Here is a 15896-nt window from a genome sequence, read left to right as displayed (position 1 = left end):
TGTTTTCAGGCGGCTGCTTTTTATTCGTAGCCGGTGTTGTCTTTAAAGAAGCGGTTGTACTCTTTTTTCTTCTCTTCTGCCTCTTTCAGGCGCTGCTCCTTTTCGAGTTGCTGAATGAGCTGCTGTAGTTTGGCCCGTTCCTTTCCGTCTTTCGAGAGCATTTCGTAGAGCATCGAAATGGGGCTGGCTGCTGTAGGAGCGACGGGTGTCGGCGGGGCCGGTTCTTCGGCAGGCGGTATATAGCCCGGTTTTTTGGCCTGGCTTACCTGCGGCTGCTTCATGTTACGCATAGCGCGCTCGATCATTTCCTGCGATGGGCGTATGGTTACTTCCACCTCTCCGAGCATCACGCTATCTTCCTGCAGCACAATTTTTACCCGCAATTCCGAAACAGGCAGCTTGCTGGGCACATAAAGTACCGGTTTGTACCCGATGGCCCGTATCAGCAGCGTGTCTTCCTGCTGCATATCAATCAGGAATTTCCCCTGATCATCCGATACCACCCCTGTTTTTGTACTAAACTTGATGACATTGGCCCCCGGAACCGGTGTTGTTTTATCGGGTTGCAGGATGCTGCCACTAATCCTGATAGCTTTCTGGGCTGTAGCCGGCAGGCTGCAGAGCAGAAGACAAAAGAGGAGGAACAGAAGCAGTGGATGTCGGAGCATGTGTACTAAAGGAGCCGCAGTTTTGCGTATTTTAAGTTAAAGTAGTTACGATAAAATTACGGAAAAATTATCAAGAGTCTAAAATATTGTTGCGGAATGCCGGGAAGGAAATAAGCAAAAAACCTGCCAGCACCTGCCGGTGCTGAAGCCTGCTTTGCCGGCGCCTCACCGGAATGGCAGTTTTCTGTAGGCGTTTTCCAAAAACAAAAGCCTGCAGCTTTTAAACTACAGGCTTTTGTGTGCAATAAGCCGAAAAATTACCTTGCTTATTTCCGCTCCATCTTCATCTTTTCGTTTTCAGTTTTTATTTTCGTTTCATCGCCTTCCACTTTCACTTTATAATCATCTGACTTGTACTTCATCTCATCGCCTTCAGACTTGATTTTGGTGTCGGTGGCATCGTTTTTATATTTCAGCTCATCGTATTTGGTGCGGTTCTGTACGAACTTGTTATACTGTTCGGCTGTTAAAACCGACTTCAGCTCCTTGTCGGCATCTGCCATAATTTTTTTACGTTCAGCGGTCATGGCTGTGTTGTCGCGTTCCATGGTGCCGGCATCATCCATCATCCTGGTGTCTGTGGTGGTGCTGGTCTTATCTTGCATCATCGGATCTTCCATCCTGGTGCCCATGTCGTTTTCATCCATAACACGGCCGCCCATTCGGTTTGTTTCGCTAAAGTTATAGCGGCCTTCCAGTTCACCTAATCTTCTTTCGCGGTCGTAGATAATAGCCGAAACCCGTTGCTGTGCAGGCTCGTCGAGCTGCAGATCCGTAGCCATCTGTTCGGTAATATGCTCGGAGCGTTCGCGATAATCAGCAACCGTTGAAGGCGTATTAGCACCTACGTCCTTGCCAATTTCATCGCCAAAACCCCGGATATTGGACTGGTTTACAACTTCATCCTCGTTGGCATCCGCCACCTCGGTCGTTGTGCCCCTGTCTTCGGAACAGGATGCAAAAAGAAGAACACTGACACTGAATATTGAATAAATAACCTTTTTCATTGTTTTATCATTTATCTATAAAATAAATAAGGTACAGCAAACCGGTTAATAATAGTAAAAAACCAATTTACTGTACCATAGCTTTTTACGGTTGTCTATACTGTTGGTTTATAATTTTGCTAAAAACTGAAACAGGAGCTGCTTGTTTGATTTTTAAATTTTTGGAATTCAGTTATTTGTGGTTGTGGGTTTGTTTCAGGAGCTGCCCCGGATACTTGTTGTGATTACAGGGTGGAGCCAACGTGTGATTGGATAATGTTTATTTGCGTTGGCTGCCTGAGAAAGAGGGGTGCCTTGGCTGAAGTCTCGCTTTTTGTGCCTGAAGTTGTTCTGGGCAGGAGCAGCGGGAATGGTGGCTGTGGGTGCAGAACTTTTAGAGGGTACAAATGGCAGCGGGCAGGAAAAAATCAAATTATAAGCTTAACAGGTGTACTAACAGATATATTTCGTAATATCGCCATCCGACGTGGCGTAATTGTCAGGATACTGGCAGTCTCGTACGTGCCACCAGGGTGGTACTAAAAATAAATTAATCAGGATTCATACGATAGCAAAAATAGCAAAATAGAATGGCTTCAGGACTTCTCGCTTTACTCGATGATGTGTCTGCGCTTGTTAAAGCGAGCGCGGCAAGCCTCGATGATGTGCCCGCCCAGGTATCAAAAACAACAGGGAAAGTATCAGGCATTGTGATTGACGATACGGCTGTAACGCCCAAGTATGTGGTGGGGCTCGACCCGTCGCGCGAGCTTTCGATTATTTACCGGATCGCCAAAAAATCCTTACTAAATAAGGTGTTGATTTTAAGCCCGGCGGCCTTGCTGCTCGGGTTTTTCGCGCCCTGGGCCATTACCCCGATCTTGATGCTGGGTGGTGCTTTTTTGTGTTTTGAAGGATATGAGAAAGTGCATTCCATGTTCAGTAAACACGAGGAGGAGGACCAGCATGTCCCGGAAGAAGGGGTAAAAGTGGTTACACCCGAAGAACTGGAAAGAGAACGCGTTACAGGCGCCGTGCGCACCGATATGATTCTTTCGGCTGAAATTGTTGCCATTACCTATGCCACTGTCGCCGATAAGGCCCTGGCCACCCAGATTGTGGTGATGTTTAGTGTGGCGGTGTTTATTACGGTTGCCGTTTATGGGTTTGTGGGCCTGATTGTAAAAGCCGACGACATTGGCGTGCACATGGCCAAAGACACCTTTCACCCGCAGATCAGGCGGATCGGGCGCGGGATTGTTACTTTTATGCCGCACTTTTTAAAGGCCCTCGGGTATATTGGAACCGCAGCCATGCTGTGGGTGGGGGCCGAAATTATTGCACATGGTATTCCGGTTACCAGCCACGCGCTGGACAACCTGGAGCACTCTTTGGCAGACATTCCCGCGCTTGCCTGGCTTGCAAAGGTGCTGGTTAGCGGTATCGGCGGGCTTATTTTAGGTGCCGTTATCGAAAAAATAGTGGTGCTTGTGCGGCGGGTTGTGAAGGGGCCGAAAACCCAGAGCACTTAATTGTTATTCTGTACTTCCGTATCCGGGATTCATACCTGGTAGTTTGTTTTATTTTTCATTTGAGGGCAGGAGCCTCCTTTTGGCTTTCTTACTGATATCCATTTTTCCTTTTAACATTCGTTTCAGAATTAGCGTATTAACTTCACCATAGTGCCTGCTGCCTGTTTTACGACAGGTGGCCCGAAAATTATGGCGGCAACAATCAAGGAAAAATGGTAGAAATAAAGTTAGAACGTAAAAGGAAGCCGATTTGGCCATGGCTGTTCCTGCTTCTCCTGCTAGGGCTACTGGCCTGGGGTATTTATGAACTTGCATCCGACAGGGATGACGTTGAAGACGAAGAGCCCCCTGCTACCGGTATGGTTATTCCTGCGCAGGGCAAGTTTGAGTCGGTTTATTTTGTTTCTGTCTGAAGTAGAACAATTTAAAAAGGTATGAACAATGGATAATTATGAAATAAATGCTGGAAGGCTGGTGCCGCTAAGCAACCTGAAAGACTATAAAATTGCAAAAGATAATCCGGATATACTTGGCTGGCGAGTAGTTGGCGCCGATGGCGAGAGTTTAGGCATCGTGAAAGACCTAATTGTGGACCCAAAGGCCATGAAGGCGCGCTACCTGGCAGTAGTGGCGAACCGCAGGTTTTTTAATACCAGCAATGATCAGTATTTGCTTATCCCGATCGGGGCAGCTGCCCTGGACAAGGGCGGCAGAAATGTGTTTGTTTCTTCCATCGATTCAAAATCCATTGCCAGGTATCCTGTTTACACTGGTGGCCCGATAACAGATGAGTATGAGTACGCTGTGCGCGATAACCTGCGTCAGTCACAGCGGGAGTTCCTGCCCGATGCCAAAGATGATTACAAAGCAGAGTTTGGCCAGGCACTTCAGCAGCAACCCGGAAATACGCGTCGCATCTCTGATGATTTTTATAACAACGACACGTACAATGAAGACAGGTTTTACACTTACAATCAGGAAATAAACAGGGATAGAATTCCGGCACGTGATTATGCAGAACCGGACTATTCCTCCCTTTCAGCGGAAGACCTGCACAAGGAAGTTGACAATCCGAGAACTGTTGAAAGCTCCATCACTACTATTGAAAGGCTGGACCATCTTCGCCAGAGAGGATCTATTTCAGACGAAGAGTACTTACTTCTGAAAAGAAGAGCACTGGATCTGTAATTGCCTGTGCTGCCCTAAAAACTAAAGTGTTGCAAGGGAGCAGCGGCTGTGGTGGCAGCTGCAGTAAATTATGCTAACCACCGATTGACAGGGTTCCAGGCTTAGGGTAGCGATACTAGCAGCGCTTTTCAAAACAAGAAGGCTAAAAGGATTGAGATAACATTTTCTCTACTCCTTTTAGCCTTCTTGTTTGTGCTTACTACCACTGTTGTAGTAGAATGTGGCCTTATCAGCATCCCTGGAAAGTCTGCAGCTCCTGCCACCACAGCCACTGCTCCCTGGTTTGCAGGAGCAACATCCTGCTGCGATATTTACCAGACCCAGGTCGGGCACAGCACTTTTTGCGGGTTGCTGAGCTTTATGCCTACCACTACTTCGTGGCTGGTAGCACTTACCCTTCGAAGTTCGGAGGTGGTAAAGTCGTAGGAGTAGCTGAGGTCGATCATGGGCGTGAGGTAAAAGCCGGCCATAGCGGAGGTGGCATCCTGGTGGCGGTAGGAGAGGCCGGCCCAGAAACGCTGCCCGTAAATCAGTTTCGCATTTACGTCTGCGGCTGTTGTGCCCTGGTCTGCCATTTTAATCATTACCGAAGGGGTGAAGGCAACCATGTCGGAGAACAGGAAGCGGTAGGCGCCTGTTGCATAAAAGTGCGGCTGGAGCGACGCTTTCGGCCCATCGTTGATGTCAACGTCATTTTTGCTTTTCAGGAGCTGGATGGCTGAAAGTCCCACATAAAAATCGCGGCTGTAAAGCCACATGCCAATGCCCAGGTCCAGTTTGTTCAGGTTGCCGAAGTCGCCATAAATAAACGGATCGTTGTCAGTCTGCACTTTTACCCCGTTCCTGTTTAACCGGTACTGTACCATGCCGGTGGTAATGCCGCTGGAGAGGTTCAGTGTTCGGGTAATGGGCAGGTGGTAGGCATAGCTCACGTTCATGGACGCAGTCGTCAGTAAGCCAGCCCTGCCCATCTGGGCCACCGCGCCAATGCCATGGTGCGGCTGCACATGAAAGCGGTTGTTTCTGTTGGCGGTTTGTTTGGTGCTTTTAAAGTAGGACTTCTGGCCCCGGGTTGGTACAATGTTCCGGTCGTTTTTCCCGATGGCGGTCTGGGCACTGGCGTAGAACGTAACAGGAGCACCCTCCATGCCGGTCCATTGGTTGCGGTAGCCGAAACGGACATCGGCGAAACTTTCGATACCAGCCACAGCGGGATTAAGCAGGTAGTTGTTCTGGAAATACTGCGTATGCTGCGGCCGCTGCTGGGCCAGGGCAGGTAAGGCTAAACAGAAAATGGCTATAAAATAAAAGTACTTCATAGTGCTGCTGGTAAAGGTGTTATTTAATAAGCGTAATGCTGCCTGCTAGTGGTTCTTCTGCTACTCCCAGGTCAATAATGTAATAGTAAGCCGACATAGGCAATGGCTGCCCCTGGTTGGTGCCGTTCCAGGGAGTCTGGTAGCCTTTGGATTCGAATACCAGCGCCCCCCACCTGTTAAAAATCTGCACGCGGCAGTTAGGGTAGTGCTGAATATTGCCTATGTACCAGGTGTCGTTAATGCCATCGCCGTTAAGGGTAATCGCGTTGGCGATTTCAATTTGTGGTAGTACGGTTATGGTTACCTCATCCGTGAAAACACATCCCTCTTTTGTGGTGACGGTTACGGTATAGGTGGTGGTTTCCTGCGGGTTGGCAACCGGGTTGTGCACATTCGGATCGGAAAGCCCTGCAACAGGCGACCAGGAATAAGTTTCGCCCCCATAGGCTAACAGCTGCGTGCTGCGGCCCTGCATCATGGTAATGTCCGGTCCGGCATTTGCGCTTGGTTCTACGACAACCGCCGTAGCCTTTACCCGCTCACTGGCACAGCCGTACTGGTTCGTGGTCTGGATATAATAGTCGGTCGTGGTCAGGAGCGGTTCGGTGGTATAGGTGGTGCCTTTGTGCAGCACGACTCCTCCTTGTTCCTGGTCGTACCATTCAATTACATATCCCGCTATGGGCGATGATGCCTTCATTACTACGTTTCCGCCCGGGCAGGTGATGCCTCCCGCTACATCCGGTGCTTCCGGCAGCGGGTCAACGGTTACCAGCACGGCGGGGCTGATGTTTTCCTGGCAGGGTGGCAGAATTACTTTGCGGCGGAACCAGGTGTTGCGTGTAAGCTTTTCGGGTTGATAATGCACGTCGTTGTTAACGCCGGGTGCCGGTGTAAAACCATCCGTTGCGCTTACGGCACTCCATTCCCAGAGATACGTAAAGGAGCCGTTTCCGCCATTAGGCAAAGAGCCGTTCAGTTTTAGCGGAGCCGTCTGGGCACAGATACGTTGCGCAGTTCCGATGTTGTTGTAGGTAACAGGCGCCATCACCGCTACTTTTACCACGTTGCTTTGCAGTTCGGCACAAGTGCCGCCCGAAACGGTGCGGCGGAACCAGGTATCTTTTGAGAGCAGTTTCGGGTTGTAATGTTCCTGGTTGTTGGTGCCTGGTGCCGGCACGAAAGCCACATTGTCGGTACTGATTTCCCACAGGAAGGTATAGGTGCCGCTGCCTCCTTTCGGAGTGGTGCCCTGTAAAGGAGCAGGAACCGTACCCACACAGATCAACTGGTCAGAACTGATGGTGTTGTTGCTGAGTGGCTTTACCACAGAAATCTGGATGGCTGCCGAAACGTTTGAGCAGCCCCCGGCATACAGCGCCCTCCTGAACCAGGTTGTTTGGGTAAGGTGGCCGGGGGTGTAGTCGGACTGGTTATTTATGCCTGCAGCAGGAGCAAAGGTTCCGTTAGGCCCGGTGGTGCTGCTTTCCCAGAGGATGGTGAGACTGGCATTTCCACCGGTGGGGGTGGTGCCTTTGAGTGTGGCAGGTTGCGTCCCCTCGCACACAGCCTGCGGTGTGGAGATCTGGTTATTTGAAATAGGAACGGCCACGGAAATCTGTACTGGTGCGCTGGTGCTTTGCTGGCAGACGCCTGCGGTTACCACACGGCGGAACCAGGTGGTCTGGCCGATGTCGCCCGGGGAGTAATGTTGTTCTTTATTATTGCCCTGGGCCGGCGCAAAACCTGCCGATGAACTTGTTGTGCTGCTTTCCCAGAGGTAGGTGTAGTTCCCGTTACCACCTTCCGGAACCGAACCAAGCAATTCAACTGGCGTAGCTCCCGTGCACAGGAGCTGGTCCTGCGAAACGGTGTTATTGGTTATCTGTTGCTCAACCGTTACGGTAACAGCAGTTAAGGGGCTGGGGCAGCCTAGGGCGTTTTTGGTATGTACATAATACGTAGTGGTGGTCTGAAGCGCAGCTGTCGGGAAAGTAGATCCGGTGTGGATGCGGGTGGTGCCCGTGTCGTCGCTGAACCATTCATAGGTGCCGTTCGGGTTCTCTACCGTCAGTTGGGTGGCGCTACCGGTACAGATGGCTGTTCCGGCCACAATTGGAGCGTCCGGGGCAGGATTAACTGTAATCTTGACGGCGTTTGATATTTCTTCACAGCCATTTGAATTTGCAATCCGCCTGAACCAGGTGTTTTGGGTGAGTGCTGTTGGCGTAAATTCCCTGTCTGTAGCGTCGGTTACTGCCTGGAAGCCGGAGGTGCCGTCGGTTGTGCTGTATTCCCAGGTATAGGTAAAGGAGCCGGAGCCACCCGATGGTACAGGGCCAGTGAGTGTGGCAGGCGCTGTATTGCCGCAAATAGTCTGGTCGCTGGAGATGATGTTATTGGTAACGGGTGGCGCAATGGTGATGACCTGGGTTGCTATTTCTGACTCGCCACAGCCGTTAGTGGCTTGTGCTGTTACGGTATAGGTGCCATTCGAGGGGAAGCTTATCTCCGGGTTTTGCGAGTTGGCAGTAGTTCCGTTTACAAATGCCGCGCCTCCCGAAATGGTCCAGGTATAAGCCGAGATCGGGCTGTTGTTGCTCCTGAAGACGGGGGTGTGGAGGGCATTGGATGCATCAAATTTAATGGTTTGCGGACTGCAGTAGCCTTTGTTTTCCGGAAGCTGTACCAGCGGCTTTTTCATGATTTTTACCTGCTGTGTGGCGGTGGCGGTGCTGCAAGGATTTGATGTAACCAGCGTAATGGTGTAATCGCCGGTTTCTGCAAAATCAAATACCGGGTTTTTGCTGTTAAGTGTTCCGCTGGCAAAGGTGAAGCCTGAATTCGGGCTGACAGACCAGGTATAGGACAGCTTGTCGCCTGTAGAGGCATTGGTAACAGCTACTAAATTGTTACAGGTTTCGGCTTCGCCAATGGTGAAAGCAGCTACAGGCGGGAAGATGACATACACATCTTTTGTAATCACATCGGTGCCGCAGCTGTTGGTTGCGCTAAGCGTTACTTTATAGCTTCCTGGTATTGAAAAAACTAATTTAGGCTCTTCGGTGGTGGCAGTACTGCCGGGATAAAACGCCCAACCGGTTGCCGGCTGCACATCCCAGTGGAAAGTGGAGCTTCTGTCGCACTGCCCGGTATTGGTGATGGTGCTGCCGTTGATGGTTTCATTCAGGAGGGGAACAACCTGCCCCAGGCAAACGGAGTCGGTGGGGGTGCTGAAATCAACGGTAGGTTTCGCCGCAATTTTAATCGAACTTACCACCACCGTGGTTTCGCCGCATGGGTTTTCGGCCCGGCCGGTCAGCGTAAAAGAGCCATTCGGCCTGTCGCAGGAGGCTGTTGTAAAAGTATGGCTGATTGTGGCAGGTAAGTTTTCCTGGGTATAAATATGAGGGTCAGTGCCGTCATCAAACTGGAAGATATACCTGGTGCCGGGGGAGTTATCTTCTATGCTGCTGATCGGGAAGGTGTAAACCTGTGGGGCACAACCCATGGTATGACCAGGGTTACCGATGGCCAGACTGGGTTTGCTGCCGTTGTAGACTTTATAAGATGTTTTGGATTCACAGCCGTTGTTACCCGTAATCGTGAATACAAGTTTATACATTCCCCGCTCGGCATAGACGTGGGTTGCGTTTTCAAAGGTGCTTCCTAAATCTATTTTAGTACCATCGCCCCAATCAATCGCGTAACTTTTGTTTAATTCCGGCGTGGTGCTTTTGTTTTCCACCTTCAGGGTGTAGGCAATGTTATCCGGGTTGGTGGAGCAGTTCGCAAAAGGAGTATTGCCTGGCGGAACGTCTATCTCTTCGAGTGTTGCATCCGGACCTTCGCTAACGACCACCTCTTTTGTGATTACAGCTTCGCAACCAGCTTCGTTTGTAACTTTTAACGTAACGGTGTACTTCTGGGAGGTGCCAATAAAGCCCCTGTAGGCATGCGACGGCGACTCGTCTGTACTGGTGTTGTTAGCCCCGGAGGCCTGGTCTCCGAAGTTCCAGGAATACTTCAGATCCTCGCCGGTAGAGGTGCTCGTGAACTTTATTTCTGATCCGGCGCATTGGTCTCCGGCGTTAAAAGTGAAGCCGGCTACCGGTTTCGTACTGACCGTTACTTTTATTTCGTCAGACTGCGTGTCTTCGGGTTTACAATTCAGGCGGTTATTTATTCTGACAGTATAGCTTCCTGGTTCAACAACCGTGAGGGTGCCGCCGCTTTGCCCATTTATCACTGTGCCGTTTTTGTACCAGGTGTACGTGTAGCCGGTTTGGTTTACCGCCAGCCTGACAGAAGTGCCCGGACCACACAGGGCTGTATTGTTTGCAGATAGGGTTGCCTTACAACTGTTGTCAAGGGCTTGTGCCTGGAGGAATGTGAAAACACATAACAGAAAGGCTAAAAAATGGATTCTGGGTAGTAAGGGTGTCCGCATATAATAATTGGTAAAATATTATAATTAGATTAATGGGTTTAGAGCAAACTATAACAGCTACAGAACTTTACAGGGCTTATTTTTTCATAACTCACGAATGCGCCTGATAATCCCAACTTAATTTTACTTGATTTACTTTAAAAAATTATAATAAATAATTTTTAGTTTATAATAAGTGATATACGATTAATAATAATATAAGATAATGGAACAATGGAAAATATGAAAAATTTTCTCATTTATTTTCAAGTAAAAATCAAGCGGCTGTTTGGTGATTCTTAAGAACGATTGTAAGTTTTTTATAATAATAAGTAGCTAATATTCAGGGGTGTAGATTGGATTTGTAAAATGAATTCTCCTCCGGTTTCAGGAGCACGGGAGCTTCAGCAGGTAGTAAAGTTTCGGATGGGAGTTCTTTCCAGGTCAAGAGGCAAGGGTGCCTGGTACAGCAGGGAAGGCGCTCTCATGCGGGAGCTAAAGCAATGGAAGGGGGGCAGAAAAGGGAAGAATGTATCTCGTGTTATAACAATGAAACAGGTACAAGTGCAACCTTAAAAATAAATGAACCGACAGATGTCAGGGGTGTTTCCTCCTGCACCTGCCGGTTCTTCATTCTTATAACGAAATCTTTTAGCCTCTTTTAAGCTCAAAAACGGTTATCTCCGGTAAAAAACCAACACGGCCAGGATACCCCAGGAAGCCAAGCCCGGTGTTTACATACAGGTACTGGCGCCCTTTCTGGTACAGGCCAGACCATTGCTTGTACACGTACTGCACCGGGCTCCATTTAAACCCGGGTATATTCACACCAAACTGCATGCCATGGGTGTGGCCGGAGAGGGTCAGGTCGATGTCCTCGTATTTCTGGTTTATCTCGCCATCCCAGTGCGACGGGTCGTGCGAGAGCAGCACTTTAAAAGGTGCTTGTTCTGCCCCTTTGTAGGCCCTGTCCAGGTCGCCGTATTTTGGAAAGCCTGCCCGGTTGCCCCAGTTTTCTACCCCTAGTACCGCAATTTGGTCACCACCCTTTTCAATCAGGCGGTGTTCGTTCATCAGCAGCTGCCAGCCCATCTGGCCGTGTGCGCCTATCAGGTTCTGCAGGTTGCTGCGTTTCTGTTCGGCGCTCTCCCAGCGCACATAGTCGCCGTAGTCGTGGTTGCCCAGCACGGAAAATACGCCCGCTTTGGCTTTGATCTCTTTCAGGGAGTCGATGTGGCTGACTACTTCGGTAGCGGTGTTATTTACCAGATCGCCGGTAAAAAACACCAGGTCGGCTTCCTGTTTGTTGATGAGCTTCACGGCTTCTTTCAGAGGGGCCGTAGACATAAAGCTGCCGGTGTGGAGGTCGGAAATCTGCAGCATTTTAAAACCATCGAAAGCCTGCGGCAGGTTCGGGAAGCGGAGCTTTACGCGTTTTACACGGTAATCGTAGGCGCCTCTGGCCATGCCATACACAAAAGCTGTGAACGGTACGGCTGCTACCAACAGCCCCAGCTGGCTCAGGAATTTGTGCCGCGAAGCATCGTAAGGAACCTGGCCTCCTGCTGTGCTCCAGGCTAATTTCCCAAGCCGGAGCCCGTCATCCACCAATAAGAAAAGGACTACTACCAGTTTGGAAGCAAAGATAATGAACAGCACGCTGAACAGGTATACTTTAAGCGTATCGGGTGGGGTGCCTCTCGTGGCAGAAGCAAAGATAAAAGTGCCTGCCGTTAAGGCAAAAACAGCCCAGTAAATAGAGTAGACTATATTCCGGGCAATGGCGGGAATGTGCTGGGTAACTGTTCTGACGGCCTGAAATACGTAAAGGTCGAGCAAAAACAGAATCAGAAGCACTATCCCGAAAGTTATCATACGTTGCATAGGTTTGGGTGCCGGAATTTGTAGCTCAATGCAGCAAATCCGGCTGCTAAAATTTATTTTAAGTGAAAGAAAAGCCAGCCTTTTTACTGAACTAATTTTTGTTGTAAAAGCTTCTGCTAGCATCGTTTCTTTATCAAATATTATACCGTTGTGGAAGAACTAGCTGTTGCTGCTGAAACTGTAGGTTACCAGCCATTATCGCTAAACATTAAAACCTGGGCGGAAGAGGACAGGCCCCGTGAAAAACTGCTCCTGAAAGGCAAAGCAGCCCTGAGCGATGCCGAACTGATTGCTATCCTGATTGGCTCGGGTACGCCAAAACTGACGGCAGTAGATGTAGGCAAAATTATTCTGGCTGCCGTCGGCAACGACCTGAACGAACTGGCAAAACTGTCGGTAAAGGACCTGACAAAACATCCGGGTATCGGGGAGGCAAAGGCCATTTCGATTGTGAGTGCCCTGGAACTGGGCCGCCGACGTAAAGAGACTGTGGCTGCAGCCAAAACCCGCATCACCTGTTCCACCGATATCTACAACTACATTAAGCCGCAACTGCTCGACCTGCCCCACGAGGAGTTTTGGGTTATTTTACTAAACCGGGCCAACGTGGTGATGCGGAAAGAGAGCATCAGCATAGGCGGTGTGGCCGGTACGGTTGCCGACCCGAAAATCATCTTTAAAAAAGCGCTGGAGCAGCTGGCAAGTTCTATCATCCTGGTGCACAACCACCCGTCGGGTAACATAAAACCCAGCGCAGCCGATATTGCCCTGACCAAAAAAATGAAAGAAGCCGGACAGTTCCTCGACCTCCCCATCCTGGACCACATCATCTTTACCGATAACGACTACTATAGCTTTGCCGATGAAGGAGTTTTATAAGTTTGGGAGGTAGAAAGGTAGAGAGGTAGAGAGGGATTATTTTTGTTTTTTGCTATTTTTTTCGTCATGGAGAAGGTTTTAAGAAACGCACCAAAGACTTTGCTTTGCGTGCTATTCGATTGTTTCAGGCTTTGCCAAAACAGGCAGATGCGCAGATTCTGGGTAAGCAACTGCTTCGTTCATCTACATCTGTAGGGGCTAATTATCGGGCTGCATGCCGTGCAAGGTCAAAAGCTGAATTTGCAGCAAAAATTGGGATTGCGCTGGAAGAAGCTGACGAGTCGCTGTTCTGGATGGAACTATTGGAAGAATCTGGTATTATTTCCTCTAGCCGTCTTCAAAGCCTAAAACAGGAAGCGCACGAACTAACTGCCATATTAACTACAGCCAGAAAATCAGCATACAAAAATAAATAACACCCCTCTCTACCTCTCTACCTCTCTACCTCTCTACCTCTCAACCTCCCAAACTCTCTAACTTTCTAACTCCAAAATTTCCTTCACCCTTCCTACCTCGCCGGTTTCGAGCCTTACTTTGATGCCGTGGGGGTGGGTGGGGGAGTTGGTGAGGATGTCCTGTACATACCCTTTGGTCAGGTAGCCGGTGCGCTGGTCCTCTTTCAGTACAATGGCTACATGCATTCCTGGTTTTATGTTAGCGCGTTTTCTTCCGTCCATTTGCGGTGTGTTTTGAGGTTGAATTGATCGTGTCAGTTTTTTGGGTGCAGGTGAGGCTGTGGTGGCTGGTGCAGCAGACTTTTTTGTTTGTTTTGGGGCCACTGAATTAATAATGGGCTTCCCGGAAAAGGTGCTGCTTTGGCTGCATCAGGCTCCGGTCAGCAGACCATCGTCCACCACCTTTAATTAAGAGAAACAGGCTGCCGAGCAGCATGGACCAGTCGGTGCGGCTCGCGTGCAGCATTTCCCAGAAACCATCTGTCGCCAGCATCGGAGCTTTGGTGGTGGTAAGGGCCGTCAGCATGATGATCAGCAGGGGTATACTGGCCAGGCGGGTAAACAAGCCCATGAGCAGCAGCAAACCGCATAACGCTTCGAAACTGCCAACAAAATAACCCAAAAATTCCGGGTCGGGTAAACCTATCTTCTCAAAGCGGCCTGCTCCTCTTGTTCCCGGAAAAAGAAACTTCTGAATCCCTTCCGAAAGAAAAACGGCTCCTACCATCAGGCGAATCAGGATGGTGGTTGCTGCCTTGTTGGTGCTGATTATTTTTCTGAACATGCTGTTGCTGTTTTGTTGCTTTGCCCGGTTTGCTTCTTATACCTGCACCGGGGCATAACGTCATATTACTGCGATCTCAAATATAGGCAGTTGAAAAGCAGTAGCAAAATATATGGCAGGTTCGGGGCAAATGTCCTGGAACAGAGGCAACTAAAATTTAGGCTTCAAGTATAGTTATTTTAATAAATAATTGAATTTAAATAAACAGCTATGGCAACAGAATTAACATCAAAAACCTGCCAGTTTCATAACCTGAAAGTTAATGTAACGGAGCGGGCGGGCAAATCACCGGCTATTATTTTTATTCCTGGCGTTTCCATGACCGGGGAAATCTGGAAAAAGCAGCTCGAGAGCGAGCTGCTGCAGGATTACCAGTTAATCGCTATCGACCTGCCCGGGCATGGCACGTCCGACAATTCTGCCTCCCCTGCGACTGATTACACCATACCCGGATACGCAGCCGCCATAACAGAAATGATTCAGCAGTTACCGGTTGATGAGTTTGTGCTGGTGGGGTATTCGCTAGGTGGTAATGCAGCGATAGAGGCACTGCCTGCTTTAGAAAAATGTATCGGGATAATGGCCGTGACGACAGCTGTTGCCACCAAACCATTTATGGTAGAGAAAGCTTTTCAGGCAAATCCTGCACTGGCAACTATTTTTAAGGAAGATGCCAACGATGAAGAGATAAGCACGCTGGCAAATGCACTATTTGCTGCCGGGTATAATGATATTCCAAAATCTTTTAAAACTGATTTCCAAAACACAGACCCCAAAGTGAGAGGCACGTTGGCGCAATGCATTGCTGAAGGGAATTACGAAGATGAAGTTGCTATTCTGAACAAGGTGCAGATTCCTGTTGCTATCGTTACTGGCACTGATGACCAATTTGGAAACCCGGAATACCTGAAAACCCTGCCTGTACCTAAATGGACGGATGCTGCCATAGAAGTTCCTGGTGCCGGGCATATGCCCCAACTGGAGAACAGCGAGTTTTTTAATGCTGCCCTTCTAAGGTTTATCGTACACTGCCAGGCAGAACGGGAAGCAGCCAGAGTGCCGTAGCACAACGGGCTGGGACAAGGTAAGCTAATAAAACCAGGAGGCTGGGATAAATCTTATCCCAGCCTCCTGGTGTCTTTCCCGATAACATCAGGCGCGTATCGTAAATAAAGCAGCAGTGGTTGTCTTTATAGTTTAGCAGATGCCACCACAGTCTCTACACAGTCTGTGCAGCTTTGGTCGTTGTTTTCGTTTTTGAGATAAGACACTAATACAGCTTCGCCTTTAGAAGTAACCTGCACATGCTCCTGCGGGTCCAGGTAAAGCCCGTTGCCACGCCTTACCAGCGCAAAGGCATAGGCGCGGCTGCTGTTCTGTTCTTTGGCCAGCAGGTAAAAGCTTTTTTTATCCCTGATCTTAACAATCTGCAGATTTTCGAAGAAGATATCGGTGGTAAGCGATTGGTTTACATGGAGTTTATAGTAATCGCCCAGGTCGCCGTTGCAGATTTGAAGATCACTGGTCCTGTACGTTACCCCAACCAGCATGGCTTTGGTTTGGGCAAAGGTGAAGTTTGCAGTCAACAGCGCTGCCAATCCCAAAAGCAACACGTGCCTGATCTTCTTTTTCATTGCTGCAATTTTTTAAGGTTGTTTTGTGTAAAAATAAAAATCCATGTATTAAAATACAACTATTTGTTAAAAAAATTAATATAGAAGATGGATATATTTTTTCTCCCTATTTTGCTTCTTTTGGTTGTCACGGGTGAA

Annotated in this window: 14 protein-coding genes; 6 read left to right on the top strand and 8 right to left on the bottom strand. The window is 49.0% G+C overall.

Translation table 11 applies throughout. The features are described from left to right. Positions 1-20: 20 nt before the first annotated feature. Both DCW36_RS22160 and DCW36_RS22155 read right to left on the bottom strand, forming a co-directional pair. On the bottom strand, positions 21-668 hold the full coding sequence (locus DCW36_RS22160) for a carboxypeptidase-like regulatory domain-containing protein (RefSeq protein WP_114780722.1): 648 nt from the start codon (positions 666-668) through the stop codon (positions 21-23). Between the two features lie 266 nt (positions 669-934). Beyond that, positions 935-1675 carry a hypothetical protein gene (locus DCW36_RS22155; RefSeq protein ID WP_125185274.1) on the bottom strand — a complete coding sequence of 247 codons (741 nt, stop codon included), beginning with the start codon at positions 1673-1675 and terminating at the stop codon, positions 935-937. A 569-nt stretch (positions 1676-2244) separates the two neighbouring features. On the opposite strand from DCW36_RS22155, the gene DCW36_RS22150 reads away from it, so the two are divergent. The 3 genes from DCW36_RS22150 (at position 2245) to DCW36_RS22140 (ending at position 4374) form a co-directional block, all read left to right on the top strand. Next, positions 2245-3186: a DUF808 domain-containing protein gene (locus DCW36_RS22150; RefSeq protein ID WP_114780720.1), complete on the top strand. Its 942-nt coding sequence runs from the start codon at positions 2245-2247 to the stop codon at positions 3184-3186. Between the two features lie 212 nt (positions 3187-3398). Next, positions 3399-3599, top strand: coding sequence for a hypothetical protein (locus DCW36_RS22145; RefSeq protein WP_114780719.1), 201 nt, complete (start codon positions 3399-3401; stop codon positions 3597-3599). Between the two features lie 28 nt (positions 3600-3627). Then, positions 3628-4374, top strand: coding sequence for a PRC-barrel domain-containing protein (locus DCW36_RS22140; protein WP_114780718.1), 747 nt, complete (start codon positions 3628-3630; stop codon positions 4372-4374). Positions 4375-4685: 311 nt separating this feature from the next. On the opposite strand, the gene DCW36_RS22135 is transcribed toward DCW36_RS22140, so the two are convergent. The 3 genes from DCW36_RS22135 to DCW36_RS22125 all read right to left on the bottom strand — a co-directional run bounded on the left by DCW36_RS22135 (position 4686) and on the right by DCW36_RS22125 (position 12006). After that, the gene (locus DCW36_RS22135; RefSeq protein ID WP_114780717.1) at positions 4686-5693 is read right to left on the bottom strand and encodes a PorP/SprF family type IX secretion system membrane protein; all 1008 of its coding nucleotides are present in this window, start codon (positions 5691-5693) and stop codon (positions 4686-4688) included. Positions 5694-5712: 19 nt separating this feature from the next. Next, positions 5713-9942: a gliding motility-associated C-terminal domain-containing protein gene (locus tag DCW36_RS22130; protein WP_164891212.1), complete on the bottom strand. Its 4230-nt coding sequence runs from the start codon at positions 9940-9942 to the stop codon at positions 5713-5715. A gap of 831 nt (positions 9943-10773) precedes the next feature. Continuing rightward, complete coding sequence (locus DCW36_RS22125) at positions 10774-12006, bottom strand: metallophosphoesterase (RefSeq protein WP_114780715.1); 1233 nt, start codon at positions 12004-12006, stop codon at positions 10774-10776. Positions 12007-12156: 150 nt separating this feature from the next. Here DCW36_RS22125 and radC point away from each other — a divergent pair, with 150 nt between their 5' ends. Then, a complete protein-coding gene (gene radC, locus DCW36_RS22120; RefSeq protein ID WP_240676277.1) occupies positions 12157-12885 on the top strand; it encodes a RadC family protein in 729 nt (242 codons plus the stop codon). Between the two features lie 35 nt (positions 12886-12920). Beyond that, positions 12921-13301 (top strand): four helix bundle protein, encoded by a 381-nt coding sequence (locus tag DCW36_RS22115; protein WP_317127261.1) that lies wholly within the window; start codon positions 12921-12923, stop codon positions 13299-13301. Between the two features lie 57 nt (positions 13302-13358). Here DCW36_RS22115 and DCW36_RS22110 read toward each other — a convergent pair whose 3' ends face one another. Both DCW36_RS22110 and DCW36_RS22105 read right to left on the bottom strand, forming a co-directional pair. Further along, entirely contained in the window at positions 13359-13562 is a 204-nt protein-coding gene (locus DCW36_RS22110; RefSeq protein WP_114780712.1) for a YwbE family protein, read from the bottom strand. 106 nt (positions 13563-13668) lie between these two features. Beyond that, a complete protein-coding gene (locus DCW36_RS22105; RefSeq protein ID WP_114780711.1) occupies positions 13669-14124 on the bottom strand; it encodes a DoxX family protein in 456 nt (151 codons plus the stop codon). Between the two features lie 210 nt (positions 14125-14334). On the opposite strand from DCW36_RS22105, the gene DCW36_RS22100 reads away from it, so the two are divergent. Next, entirely contained in the window at positions 14335-15189 is an 855-nt protein-coding gene (locus DCW36_RS22100; protein ID WP_114780710.1) for an alpha/beta fold hydrolase, read from the top strand. A 125-nt stretch (positions 15190-15314) separates the two neighbouring features. Here DCW36_RS22100 and DCW36_RS22095 read toward each other — a convergent pair whose 3' ends face one another. Beyond that, positions 15315-15758 carry a hypothetical protein gene (locus DCW36_RS22095; RefSeq protein ID WP_114780709.1) on the bottom strand — a complete coding sequence of 148 codons (444 nt, stop codon included), beginning with the start codon at positions 15756-15758 and terminating at the stop codon, positions 15315-15317. Positions 15759-15896 lie beyond the last annotated feature (138 nt).

The organism is Botryobacter ruber, assembly GCF_003347595.2.
GTDB classification, from domain to species: Bacteria; Bacteroidota; Bacteroidia; order Cytophagales; family Hymenobacteraceae; genus Pontibacter; species Pontibacter ruber_A.
Note: the sequence above shows the minus strand (reverse complement) of the source record. Positions and strands in the feature narration are given on the sequence as shown.